Origin of the sequence: Roseiarcus sp. (assembly GCF_052145395.1) — a bacterium.
Taxonomy (GTDB): Bacteria; Pseudomonadota; Alphaproteobacteria; order Rhizobiales; family Beijerinckiaceae; genus Roseiarcus.
In genome coordinates this window covers 1-11,335 of the sequence record NZ_JBKQOT010000840.1, presented here as the reverse complement: position 1 = coordinate 11,335, position 11,335 = coordinate 1, and the positions used below count along the sequence as shown (strand labels likewise).

General features: G+C 63.1%; 12 protein-coding genes, 1 tRNA gene and 1 pseudogene. 8 read left to right on the top strand and 6 right to left on the bottom strand.

Features of this window, described 5'->3' with window-relative positions; genetic code table 11:
• The 5 genes and pseudogenes from cobA to ACLP25_RS29245 all read left to right on the top strand — a co-directional run.
• The coding region (gene cobA, locus ACLP25_RS29265) for a uroporphyrinogen-III C-methyltransferase (RefSeq protein WP_442472606.1) at positions 1-572 on the top strand (572 nt) is incomplete at its 5' end.
• Between the two features lie 395 nt (positions 573-967).
• Positions 968-1,934 (top strand): annotated as a pseudogene (gene ftsZ, locus ACLP25_RS29260) (cell division protein FtsZ); the annotation flags it as partial.
• Between the two features lie 577 nt (positions 1,935-2,511).
• Positions 2,512-2,796: a type II toxin-antitoxin system RelE/ParE family toxin gene (locus ACLP25_RS29255; protein WP_442472605.1), complete on the top strand. Its 285-nt coding sequence runs from the start codon at positions 2,512-2,514 to the stop codon at positions 2,794-2,796.
• Between the two features lie 14 nt (positions 2,797-2,810).
• Positions 2,811-3,134: a HigA family addiction module antitoxin gene (locus ACLP25_RS29250; protein WP_442472604.1), complete on the top strand. Its 324-nt coding sequence runs from the start codon at positions 2,811-2,813 to the stop codon at positions 3,132-3,134.
• A 285-nt stretch (positions 3,135-3,419) separates the two neighbouring features.
• Positions 3,420-4,283 (top strand): PT domain-containing protein, encoded by an 864-nt coding sequence (locus ACLP25_RS29245; protein WP_442472603.1) that lies wholly within the window; start codon positions 3,420-3,422, stop codon positions 4,281-4,283.
• A gap of 278 nt (positions 4,284-4,561) precedes the next feature.
• Here ACLP25_RS29245 and ACLP25_RS29240 read toward each other — a convergent pair.
• A tRNA-Leu gene (locus ACLP25_RS29240) sits at positions 4,562-4,634 on the bottom strand.
• A 463-nt stretch (positions 4,635-5,097) separates the two neighbouring features.
• On the opposite strand from ACLP25_RS29240, the gene lptC reads away from it, so the two are divergent.
• The 3 genes from lptC to lptB all read left to right on the top strand — a co-directional run bounded on the left by lptC (position 5,098) and on the right by lptB (position 7,363).
• Positions 5,098-5,832 (top strand): LPS export ABC transporter periplasmic protein LptC, encoded by a 735-nt coding sequence (lptC, locus tag ACLP25_RS29235; protein WP_442472602.1) that lies wholly within the window; start codon positions 5,098-5,100, stop codon positions 5,830-5,832.
• Positions 5,829-6,473 (top strand): LptA/OstA family protein, encoded by a 645-nt coding sequence (locus ACLP25_RS29230; protein WP_442472601.1) that lies wholly within the window; start codon positions 5,829-5,831, stop codon positions 6,471-6,473. The genes lptC and ACLP25_RS29230 overlap by 4 nt, the downstream gene beginning before the upstream one ends.
• Before the next feature lie 74 nt (positions 6,474-6,547).
• Complete coding sequence (gene lptB, locus ACLP25_RS29225) at positions 6,548-7,363, top strand: LPS export ABC transporter ATP-binding protein (RefSeq protein WP_442472607.1); 816 nt, start codon at positions 6,548-6,550, stop codon at positions 7,361-7,363.
• Positions 7,364-7,389: 26 nt separating this feature from the next.
• On the opposite strand, the gene ACLP25_RS29220 is transcribed toward lptB, so the two are convergent.
• From ACLP25_RS29220 to ACLP25_RS29200, 5 genes are read right to left on the bottom strand one after another with little or no spacing between them, the layout of a single operon-like run.
• Positions 7,390-7,713: an HPr family phosphocarrier protein gene (locus tag ACLP25_RS29220; protein WP_442472600.1), complete on the bottom strand. Its 324-nt coding sequence runs from the start codon at positions 7,711-7,713 to the stop codon at positions 7,390-7,392.
• Positions 7,710-8,111 (bottom strand): PTS sugar transporter subunit IIA, encoded by a 402-nt coding sequence (locus tag ACLP25_RS29215; protein WP_442472599.1) that lies wholly within the window; start codon positions 8,109-8,111, stop codon positions 7,710-7,712. Before ACLP25_RS29215 ends, ACLP25_RS29220 begins: the two co-directional genes overlap by 4 nt.
• Complete coding sequence (locus ACLP25_RS29210; protein ID WP_442472598.1) at positions 8,111-8,704, bottom strand: HPr kinase/phosphorylase; 594 nt, start codon at positions 8,702-8,704, stop codon at positions 8,111-8,113. The genes ACLP25_RS29215 and ACLP25_RS29210 overlap by 1 nt, the downstream gene beginning before the upstream one ends.
• The gene (locus ACLP25_RS29205) at positions 8,701-10,536 is read right to left on the bottom strand and encodes a stimulus-sensing domain-containing protein (protein ID WP_442472597.1); all 1,836 of its coding nucleotides are present in this window, start codon (positions 10,534-10,536) and stop codon (positions 8,701-8,703) included. The genes ACLP25_RS29210 and ACLP25_RS29205 overlap by 4 nt, the downstream gene beginning before the upstream one ends.
• 17 nt (positions 10,537-10,553) lie before the next feature.
• Positions 10,554-11,252, bottom strand: coding sequence for a response regulator transcription factor (locus ACLP25_RS29200; protein WP_442472596.1), 699 nt, complete (start codon positions 11,250-11,252; stop codon positions 10,554-10,556).
• Positions 11,253-11,335: the final 83 nt, after the last annotated feature.

Here is an 11,335-nt window from a genome sequence, read left to right as displayed (position 1 = left end):
AGGAGGAGATCAGCGCGCTCATGGTGCGCCTCGCCCGGGAGGGCTGCCGCGTGCTGCGCCTCAAGGGCGGCGACCCGTTCCTGTTCGGCCGCGGCGGCGAGGAGATCGAGACGCTGGCCGAGCATGGGATTCCCTTCCAGGTCTGCCCGGGCGTGACGGCCGCCATCGGCGCCTCGTCCTACGCCGGCATTCCGCTCACCCACCGGGATCACGCCCAGGCCTGTGTATTCGTGACCGGCCATGGAAAGGACGGGCGAATCGACCTCGACTGGTCCGCGCTCATCCAACCGCGACAGACGGTGGCGATCTACATGGGGCTGCGCAATCTCGAGCCGCTGACGCGCGCGTTCATCGAACACGGGGCGAGCCCGGACCTTCCGGCCGCGATCGTCGACAACGCCACCCGGCCCAACCAGCGCGTCGTCGCCGCAACCCTCGGAACCCTGGCGGCGGAGGCTGCTGCGGCGGCTTTACGAGGTCCGTCGATCGTCATCCTCGGCACGGTCGTCACGTTGCGCGAAAAGCTCGACTGGTATGCGCCCGAGCAGCGCGCACAGGCTCCGTCGTCGTGAGAACGGTTTCATCATTCCGAATCAGTTGTTTTTCGTCGTGGCGCCGGAGAAGGCGTCAAACCTCAAAGCAGGCGGTTCGGATGACGGACAGCGCCTCGATTGCCATTCAAGAGGCCATAGGGCCGTCGTGAAGGAACATCCGGCAGCAGTTCAGCGCCGCGGCCGGATTGGCCGTGTGCAGTTCTCGGATGCGCCTTGCAGTCACGAAGTCTGAAAGAAACCAATCATTAACCATGATGGTCAAGACTCCAGTCCGACGCTGTGTCGGGCCGGGCGAGCCAGACCTGCGTCAAGGGTTGGCGGGGGCTGACGAGCGGTTTCCTCGCGGGCCGGCCCGTCAGCCACCCGCGGGGGCGAGAAACGGCGTCGCGGACGCCCAGCAGGAGAGGCAAGGCATGCCGATTCATTTCGAGGGTCCCCGATTGAAGGAACTGAAGCCCCGCATCATGGTGTGCGGCGTCGGCGGCGCCGGCGGCAATTCGGTCAACAACATGATCGTCTCGGGTCTCACCGGGGTCGACTTCATCGTCGCCAACACCGATGCGCAGGCTCTCGTCTCGTCGCGCGCCGACCGGGTTATTCAGATTGGCCTCCAGGTGACGGAAGGCCTCGGCGCCGGATCGAAACCCGAGATCGGCAAGGCGGCGGCCGAGGAGACGTTGGAGGAGATCCGCGATCACCTTGCCGGCGCGCACATGGTTTTCCTTACGGCCGGCATGGGTGGCGGCACCGGCACGGGCGCAGCCCCCGTCATCGCCAGGGCGGCCCGTGAAATGGGCATCCTTACCGTCGGCGTCGTCACCAAGCCGTTCCATTTCGAAAGCGGCCGGCGCATGAGGGTCGCAGAGGCCGGCATCGCCGAGATGCAGAAGGCGGTCGACACCCTCATCGTCATCCCGAACCAGAACCTGTTTCGCGTCGCCAGCGAAAAGACGACCTTCGCCGACGCCTTCGCGATGGCCGACCAGGTCCTTTGTTCAGGCGTCGCCTGCATCACCGACCTCATGCTGAAGGAAGGCCTGGTCAACCTCGACTTCGCCGACGTCTGCTCGATTATGAGCGAGGCGGGGATCGCGATGATCGGGGCCGGGGAAGCGACAGGAGAGCGCCGCGCGCTGCGCGCCGCCGAAGCCGCGATCGCCAATCCGCTGCTCGACCAGACCTCGATGCAAGGCGCCCGCGGCGTGCTGGTCTCGATCACCGGGAGCAGGGATCTGACGCTCTACGAGCTGGACGAAGCCGCGAGCCGGATCCGCGAGGAGGTCAACGATGAAGCTAATATTATCGTCGGCGCGACGTTTGACGCCGCTCTCGGCGAAGCCATCCGCGTGTCTGTGGTCGCGACGGGCATCGATCGAGCAACCGGGATCGAACCCGGTCAATCTCGAGCCGATCCAGCTTCCCGACCCGGCGCCGAAGCGGTTCCAGACGCAGTCCGGGCGCGTCCGCTCGATGGGCCCACGGAGGTCCAAACACAGCCGCCGCCTGAAGCAGCGGTCATTCCGTTTCCGGACCCGAGCGAGCGGCGCAGGGGCCTCGACGAGGAAACTCGCCCTCTCGCCAATCGTCATCCGTCGTTGCTGGAGAGACTCGGCGTCACGGTCTCAGAAAGATGGCAGGCTCGGCGAGCGTCAGGCTGGCGGTGATCCATCCGGGAAAGAGCGCAGCGAATCCGCGGAAAGTCCCGAGACGTTGGTGGGCCGGGCAGGACTCGAACCTGCAACCAGACCGGCTCGATCGGAATCGGTCGCGAATGTTTGTTCACCGTCAATCGATACCGTTCCGATACTGAATGAGTTAGCGGGCGAGGCCCTGCGGAACGTGGGACGCATGGCCAAGGGACTGGACGCGCAAGGGATGCCTGTTCCGCGCGCTAAAGGCTTTCTCAGAGCCAATTTTTTACGCTTGACGTAAAACATAAAAATTTTATCGTGAGTGCATGATCCTCAGCTACGGTGACAAACGGACCGAAGCTTTTTCGCGCGGCGAATTTGTCCGGGAGTTTCAGGGTTTCGGCCGGCAGGCTTACAAGCGTCTCGAAATTCTGGACGCCGCGACGGGCCTTGAGGATCTGCGGGGCCTCCCCAGCAACCGCCTCGAGGCCCTGAAAGGCGACCGGGCAGGGCAGTACAGCATTCGCTTCAACATGCAGTGGCGAATTTGCTTCGAGTGGCCCCATGACGCGACAGGCCCGTCGAACGTCGAAATCGTGGACTACCACTGAAGGGAGTTTGAACCATGCCGCGCCCCGCCATCCACCCCGGAGAAATCCTAGCCGACGAGCTGGCCGAACTTGGCGTCACGCCGACCGAGCTTTCGCGCCAGATCAACGTCCCGCCCAACCGCGTGACGCAGATCATCCATGGCCGCCGTGGCATTACAGGCGACACCGCCCTGCGTCTCGGGCACTGGTTCGGCACGAGCGCGCAGTTCTGGCTCAATCTCCAAAGCGCCTATGACATCCGCGTCGCCGGGGAACGCGCAGGGCAGGAAATCGAGCGGCTTCCGACGCGGCCCGCAGTTCCGACTGCGGATCAGCCCAAGGAGCCGACCCTGCTTTAAAGATCGGCAGGCCGAGTTCACGGGAAAGCAGTTCGGCGCTCTCACCGCGCAGCAGGCGCAGAACGACTTTACGCTTGCGCACCACCCTTCAGCGCTGCCCCGGCGCCAAGGGGCCGATCACCGGCGCCGCCGCCAAACCAGGCGACATTGGCCCTGTGGGCAGCGTGTACGGGCTGCGCCCGCCCTCGCTGACCACAGGCCATCAACAGCAGCGGGGAACAGTGTTCATTTCGCGGATGTCTGCTACAATTTCGGCGGATATGACCCACAGCGGGGAGACCGGCGTTGAAATATTCTCTGTACGATCTTTCTCGTCGCTCGGTGCTAATTGGCACTGCCTCGCTGCTCGTGAACGGAACCGCCAATGCGCGCCGGGCGATTCCCGACGATAACCTCCTTTATCCTGTCCTAATCACAGTTGAATCCCAGACTGGCGCTCAGAGCTTCGGTTCCGGTTTCTACCTATCAAAAGACGGTATCACTTATCTCGTGACCGCAAAGCACGTATTAATTCCACCGCCATTCAACGGGCAGCCATTTATACCAATAACGTTGAAATGCATGTCGTATTCTAGCAGAATTGTACAAGAGGATCGAATTTATGACACCGCAGCATATACCAATTTAAATGCGCAAGGGTTGATAAAACTATCTCCTGATAGAGATGTTGCGGTTGTGAAACTCGCTTACACGGTCACCACTGCGCAGCCGACCGGGGAACCGAACGCAGCTCCGACCGAGCAACCGGGTGTAAACCCCCAGCCCACTCAACAACCGAGCGGGCCGACCGGGCAAGCAGTGCATCCACCTGCCAATGACAGCGCAGCACGGCCGCAATCGACGTATTTGCAGTTTTACGAGGGATTTATAGTATCTAGCGAGAAATCCGCCAACATGCGTACGGCTACCGTTGATTTAATTAAGCGATACGCAGATGTTCTAGTCGGTAATGACACGATTGTGTATGGTTATCCTCGGTCTTTGGCGCTAGACGTTTCGACCGCACAGCTTGACTTATTGCAGCCCCTACTGCGGCGCGGACTAATTGCCGGTGTAAATGATAAGAATAAGACAATTATTCTCGATTCTGCGTCATATCGGGGGAATAGTGGTGGCCCAGTTATTGAAATTGAACAAGATAATTTATGATAAAACTTCGAGTAATTGGTGTTGTTTCCCAATTCGTTCCGCTACGAGAAGGTTCTGAGGACTTCTTTCTCCAGTCTAATTCAGGGTACTCGATAATCGAGCCGATGGACGCAATCCTAGACTTGGCACAATAGTAAAAAACTTGCGCGGGCAATCAGGGAGCGCCTGACCGAATCGCCCTTGGCGATCGGATGCGGTCAACGAGCTATCGGTGGGTGAAACGGTGGGGCCGGAAACGGACAGATCGGTAAACCCCGGAAAGTCCTTGCGGGCGCTGATGGGCCGGGCAGGACTCGAACCTGAAACCTGACCGTTTTGAGCGGCCGGCTCTAACCATTGAGCTACCGGCCCTATAGGGGCGCGCCTCGACGGCATAAAGCGCAAAACGCCCCGGGACGCAATGCAGGCGGTCAGCCTGACAGAACTCGTCGCTAAAGCATACGCGTTGCGGACAAAAGATTGCAAAAATCAGGCTACCACGATATCATCATTGTGATTAACAGAAAAGTCTCGCCCGGCCGGTCGCGCGGGCGAAGGAGGCGTGCGGCCAAACTGGACGCGGCGTCGTTTCCGAATCGGATAAAGTGACCGTTTTCGGCGCCGAAGCCACTGAAATCGTTCAAGCGCTGCCAGAACCGCCGGACGAATTCGGAGGGCGGGCAATCGCGCGGCAACCCCGTTGAAAGCGCTCGAAACGGACGCGCAAAAGGTTGGGAACGCAACGACAGGGCGGACGGCCTTAACTTCGCCACCGAAGTCGTCTTCTTCCGCATCCTGTGATAGGCCATTTGGGATCAATGGGGCAGTCGAGGCGATGACGGCGAGCGCCGAAAGCATGGAGCGCGCGGCGGTCGCCGGAGGGCGCGTTGGGGCGCGGCGGGTGGCGATGTCGCCGCCGCCCGATCGGGAGCGGCTGTTCGCGGCCGCGAGGCGGCGCTCGGCGCGCGTGCGGTTTCTGCGCTGGGCGATCCTCGCGGGCGTCTTTGGCGCGGTGGCCGGGATGACCGCGATCGCCGTCTTCGACCCGTTCGGGCCGAAGTTCGGCTCGCTGAGCTTTTCCAACGTGTCGCTCGATGGGACCAAGATCGCAATGGCCAAGCCGCGGCTCGCGGGATTTCGCAGCGACGGGCAGCCGTATGTCCTCACCGCTGAACGGGCGCTGCAGGACATGAAGCATCCGACCGTCGCAGAACTGCAGAATCTTGTTGGGGATATGGGAATGACCGGGGGCGAGACGACGCGCCTGACGGCGGACGCCGGGGTCTACGACAGCGTCGCCCAACGGATGAAGATGAGCGGGAACGTCAAGATCGACAACGCCCGCTTCGAGGTGCGGTTGCGGAGCGTGGATATCGACTTTAAGACGGGCCTCTATCGCAGCGACGAGCCGGTCGAGGTTCACATGGACGACGGCACGACCGTTGTCGCCGACCGTGCGACGGCCCAGAACAACGGCCAGGAGCTGATCTTCGAAGGGCGGGTCAGGACCAACATGATTCCGCGGGGCGAGGCTCCCGTCGAGGCTGAGACGAAGAGGGCCAATCCATGATCGACGCCCGCGCCCTTCTGATCGGGACGCGTCTTCTGGCTTTTGCGCTGGCGCTCGGCGCGCTGGGGGCCGAGGCGGCGACCAAACCGACAAGCCCCCCGCCGCAAACGTCGAGCCCGATTCAGATTCTTCCGGGAACGGGCTCGAAGGAGCCCATCTCAATCGACGCCGACAAGCTTGTCTATTTCGACAAGGAGCAGAAGGCCATCTACTCGGGGAACGTCGTCGTCATTCAGGGCGACACCAAGATGACCTGTTCGGTGATGACGGTCTATCTCGATCGCGCGCCGACCCCGGCCGCAAACACCCAGGAGGCGGACGCGAAAGGGGCGACCGCGCCTGCGGGCGGGCAGGGGCCGTCGCAGAACTCGGGCATCAAGCGGCTCGAGGCGGCGGGACCGGTGACGGTCGTTTCCAAGACGCAGGTCGCCACCGGCGACAACGCAACCTACGACAAGATGCAGGACAAGGTGTTCCTGATCGGCCATGTCACCTTGAGCGACGGCCAGAACGTCACCAAGGGCGACAAGCTGACCTACGACCTCAAGACCGCCCAGGCCACGATCGACACCAACAAGTCCGGGCGGGTTCATGGGCAGTTCACGCCGAGCAGCGGCGCCGAACCGGCGAAGCCTAAATAAGGGGCCCCGATGCCGGAACAGCCTCGGCCGCCTGAGCAGACCAACGCGAGCGCATTCCCGTGACCGACGACCTTTTGCGCGAGGAAGCAGACGCGCGCCGATCCCGACGGCTCGCCGCGAGGGGGCCGACGCCGTCAGACAGCGCAGCCAGGAGGGCCGCCGAGGGGCAGGGTCAGCTTGCGGTCCACCATCTCGGCAAGGGATATCGGGGCCGGATGGTGGTCGAGGACGTCAGCATATCCGTGCGACGGGGCGAGGCGGTCGGCCTGCTCGGCCCGAACGGCGCCGGGAAAACCACCGTTTTTTACATGATCATGGGCCTTGTGACCCCGGACAAGGGAACGATCGAACTCGACGGCCATGATGTGACCGCCTTGCCGATGTTCCAGCGGGCGCGGCTCGGGATCGGCTATCTGCCGCAGGAGGCTTCGATTTTCCGCGGCCTCAATGTCGAGGACAACATCCGGGCCGTGCTCGAGGTCAACGAGTCCGATCGCGCCGCGCGCGAGGCGACGCTGGAATCGCTTCTCGACGAGTTCGACATCGCGCGCCTGAGGAAGGCGCCGTCGATTGCGCTCTCCGGCGGCGAGCGCCGGCGCTGCGAAATTGCGCGCGCCCTCGCGGGCAAGCCGTCCTTCATGCTGCTCGACGAGCCCTTCGCAGGCATCGATCCGATTGCGGTCGGCGACATTCAGGATCTGGTGCGCCATTTAAAGGGCCGCGGCATTGGGGTCCTGATCACCGACCACAATGTCCGCGAAACGCTCGGGTTGATCGACAGGGCCTACATCATCCACAGCGGCCACGTGCTGACGGAGGGGCCGCCGGACGCGATCATCGCCCATCCGGACGTCCGGCGCTTCTATCTTGGCGAGGATTTTCGCATGTGAAGCTCGCGGACGGCCCTATTCGGCCGTCATTCGTCTTCGCCGAAGCGGCCGGCCACCAGTTCCGTGAGGGCGTCGAGCGCCTCTTGCGCTTCGGCGCCCGACGCCGAAACCGTGATGGTCGAACCAAGGCCGGCGCCGAGCGTCAGGATCCCCATAATGGAATCGCCGCCGACGGTCTCTCCGCAGCGCGTCACTTTGATGTCGGCGTCGTATCGGTCGACGCACTGAACGAACTTCGCGGTGGCCCGGGCATGCAGGCCCTTGCGATTGACGATCTTCATCTCCCGGGACAATGCTCCGGGAAACTCGGGGAGGAACGGGTCGCAATCGTCGGAATTCAGGTCCTTCATTTTCCGGCGAGAACCTTGCTGGCGATCGTGATGTACTTCCGTCCAGCCTCGCGAGCCTCAACGACCGCATGGTCGAGATCGGACGTGTCCCGCATCGTCGCCAATTTGATCAGCATCGGGAGATTGACGCCGCAGATCACTTCGATCCGGCCGCCGTCCATGACGGAAATCGCCAGATTGGAGGGCGTGCCGCCGAACATGTCGGTCAGGATGACCACTCCCGCGCCGTCCTGAACTCGGGAGGCCGCGTTGAGGATGTCGGAGCGCCGCTGCTCCATGTCGTCGTCGGGGCCGATCGTGATGGTCTCAAGCTGAGACTGCGGTCCCACGACGTGCTCAAGGGCCGCCCGAAAGCCAGTTGCAAGCTGGCCATGGGTCACAAGGACCATTCCGATCATCAAATATCCATCACTCGTCCGGCTCGGGCCTCCGGCGTCGTTGAGGCCATCCGCAAAGTCGCAAGCTTCTTATTTTTGTGCACTGCGGCGCAATGTTCAAGCGAAATTCCGCGTCTTTCGCCTCTCTCACCGTCGAGTGCGTCTAACTGCTGATCGACCGACATCGCGTGATCGGCGGCGCTGGCGCTGGAGTTCAGCGCAAGCCTCGGCATGCCAACGCCGCCGAGCGTTGTTTCGTCCGGCTCGGGCGGCCAGCGCGGCCAGCTTCGGCTCAGTCCGCTCAGTTCGACGACGAGCCTGATCACCGCGATCGGTTCGCTCGGCGCCGACTGCACTCCGGCTGCTCGGCGTTCGACAAGCCCGGCCATGTGCGGCGCGCCAGACGCGATCAGCCGGCCGCCGGCTGCGCGAACCCAGACCCGATCGTCGCCGATCAGAGCTCCGAACCGTCCCTTAAGCCTCGCCCGAGCCAGCAGGGCCAGCGCGAGCGCGCTCTTGCCAGATCCCGAAGCCCCGAGGATGACGACGCCGCTTTCACCATACACGACCGCCGTGGCGTGAATGCCGATTCCGAGGCTTGCATCGCCGGTCATGGGGAATAGGCCGGCAATTCAACCACGAATCGCGCGCCCACGCCGTGGCGCACGGACTCTTCAGCTTCGCCGAGGCCCGTCCCGGACTTGGCCTCGGCTTGCCGGTTCGCGGCCCAGATCCGTCCGCCGTGCGCCTCGACGATCTGTCTCGAGATCGAAAGGCCAAGGCCGGAATTCTGGCCAAACCCCTGACTTGGACGATCGGTGTAGAAGCGCTCGAAAATTCGTTCGAGGGCGTGGGGAGGAATGCCCGGCCCGTCGTCGTCAACCGTGATGACGACCCGTTCGTTCGGCGCCTCATCTCCGGACGATGTCGCCGGCCTCGCAAGGGTGACCCGAACGCTTCCGCCTTGTTCGGAGAAAGAGCAGGCGTTGTCGATCAGGTTCGTCACAACCTGTGCGAGGCGTGAGTCGTGACCGAGCACCAAAAAGGCCTCGGGATGACGGCCGCGTCTCGCCTCGATCGAAAGCATGATCCGAGTCCCGTTGGCGCGCGGCGAATCCTGCGCCATCAACACGACCGTTCGCAGGAGGGCCGCGACGTCGACGGGATTGGCCTCGCCGCGGGCAAGCTCCGCATCGAGGCGCGAAGCGTCGGAAATGTCAGAGATCAACCTGTCGAGGCGCCTGACGTCATGCTGCATCACCGCGATCAACCGGTCGCGCGATTGACCCGTGTTCACCCGGGGCAAGGTCTCGAGGGCGCTGCGCAGCGAGGTGAGCGGGTTCTTCAATTCATGGGCGACATCGGCGGCGAAGCTTTCGATGGCGTCGAGGCGGCTGTACAGCGCCATGGTCATTTCCCGCAATGCCCGCGAGAGATGTCCGATCTCGTCAGTTCGGGAAGTGAAGTCGGGGATTTGCTGCCGAGAGCGGATCCCGCGCCGGACCCGCTCGGCGGCGGTCGCAAGCCGTCGCACCGGCTCCGCAATGGTGTTGGCGAGGGACAGCGACAAAATGAGCATGACCGACGCGAGCACGACGAAGAAGCGGAAGATCGCCCAGCGCTCCGAGGCGATGACGCGGTCGATGTCTCCGCCCTGGGTGGAGAGCTGGAGCACGCCGCGCGTCGCCATCATGTATTGGATAGGAACCGCGACCGATACCACAGTCTCGCCCTCGTTATTGATGCGGGTGGCGCTTTCGGTTCTGCCTTTCAGCGCTGCGGACACCTCCGGGACAGTCTTACCGTCGACGAGCCAGGGGTTCTCCGGACGTGGCGCCGAGGGCGCCGCAAAGAAGTTCCGAACCGCCCCGGCAAGCCGGTCGATGAGGCCGCGCCGCTCGGCGGAGTCGGGAAGGTCGGAACGGACCACGACGCCGTGCGCCGAAAGCGAACGCGAATCCAGCAGCAGCCTGCCGTCGCTGTCATAGATGCGCGCGCGTGTATGGGTCGGCGTGACGAGGCGATGAAGAACCGGCCCGACGCGTTCCGGGTTGATGGAAAACTGGATCGACTCCTCATCGCTCTGTGAAGGGGCGGCAGTCTGTCCTGGCGCGAGCTGCAAGAGTTTGTCCGGATCGATGGTGATCGCGTCGGTATCGACGCCGGCGGATGCTGCGACCGCCGCCGCGATGATATCCGCCTGAGTGGTCAGACTTTGCTCGCGCGCCGCGATGATGTCCGCGCGGAACTGATTGAGCAGCAGGAACCCGATCATCAGCACGACCAGGCCGCCCAGGTTCAGCACCACGATCCGGCGGGTGAGGGACGAGGAAAAGCGTCCGGTCAGGAAACGCCAGACAAAACGCGACCGCGCACGCAGCCATTGCCGGCGGCTCCGCTGCGGCGAGCCGGCGACGGTCCGTTCGCGACTGACTCCTGCGGTCATGAGCCCGGCTGAGCCGCCTATCCTTCCTTGAACCGATAGCCGACGCCGTACAGCGTCTCGATCATTTCGAATTCCGGCTCGACGACCTTGAACTTCTTCCGCAGGCGCTTGATGTGGCTGTCGATCGTGCGGTCATCGACGTAGACTTGGTCGTCATAGGCCGCGTCCATCAGTGCATTGCGGCTCTTCACCACGCCCGGGCGGGTGGCGAGCGCCTGAAGGATCAGGAATTCCGTCACCGTCAGCGTGACCGGCGTGCCGTCCCAGGTGCAGGTGTGGCGCTCGGGGTCCATCTTGAGTCGGCCGCGCTCCAGGATCTTGGCTTCGGTCTCTTTTTGGGTCGCCGCATCCTTTGGACTGGAGCGTCGCAGAATCGCTTTGACCCGTTCGACTAGGAGGCGCTGCGAGAACGGTTTTCGGATGAAATCGTCGGCGCCCATCTTGAGGCCGAACAACTCGTCGATCTCCTCGTCCTTCGAGGTGAGGAATATGACCGGAAGGTCCGACTTCTGCCGCAGACGGCGAAGCAGCTCCATTCCGTCCATGCGCGGCATTTTGATGTCGAAAATCGCCAGGTCGGGCGGGTTCGATTTCAGCCCTTCGAGAGCGGTCGCGCCGTCGGTATAGGTCTGGATCCGATAGCCCTCCGCTTCCAGCGACAGCGAGACGGAGGTGAGAATGTTGCGGTCATCGTCGACCAAGGCGATTGTGGGCATGAGGCTCCCGTTTCCTTCGAATCGCGCCGCCGCCCGGGGCGCTGCGGCGCGGTCGCACCATCATAACCGTTCGCGGCTGAAAT

What these genes read in the sequence shown, in the direction of transcription:
- ACLP25_RS29220 (WP_442472600.1), bottom strand. Translation starts at nt 7,713, where the DNA reads ATGAAGGACCTGAATTCCGACGATTGCGACCCGTTCCTCCCCGAGTTT.
- ACLP25_RS29205 (WP_442472597.1), bottom strand. Translation starts at nt 10,536, where the DNA reads ATGACCGCAGGAGTCAGTCGCGAACGGACCGTCGCCGGCTCGCCGCAG.
- lptC (WP_442472602.1), top strand. Translation starts at nt 5,098, where the DNA reads ATGACGGCGAGCGCCGAAAGCATGGAGCGCGCGGCGGTCGCCGGAGGG.
- ACLP25_RS29210 (WP_442472598.1), bottom strand. Translation starts at nt 8,704, where the DNA reads ATGACCGGCGATGCAAGCCTCGGAATCGGCATTCACGCCACGGCGGTC.
- ACLP25_RS29215 (WP_442472599.1), bottom strand. Translation starts at nt 8,111, where the DNA reads ATGATCGGAATGGTCCTTGTGACCCATGGCCAGCTTGCAACTGGCTTT.
- ACLP25_RS29200 (WP_442472596.1), bottom strand. Translation starts at nt 11,252, where the DNA reads ATGCCCACAATCGCCTTGGTCGACGATGACCGCAACATTCTCACCTCC.
- ACLP25_RS29250 (WP_442472604.1), top strand. Translation starts at nt 2,811, where the DNA reads ATGCCGCGCCCCGCCATCCACCCCGGAGAAATCCTAGCCGACGAGCTG.
- ACLP25_RS29255 (WP_442472605.1), top strand. Translation starts at nt 2,512, where the DNA reads ATGATCCTCAGCTACGGTGACAAACGGACCGAAGCTTTTTCGCGCGGC.
- ACLP25_RS29230 (WP_442472601.1), top strand. Translation starts at nt 5,829, where the DNA reads ATGATCGACGCCCGCGCCCTTCTGATCGGGACGCGTCTTCTGGCTTTT.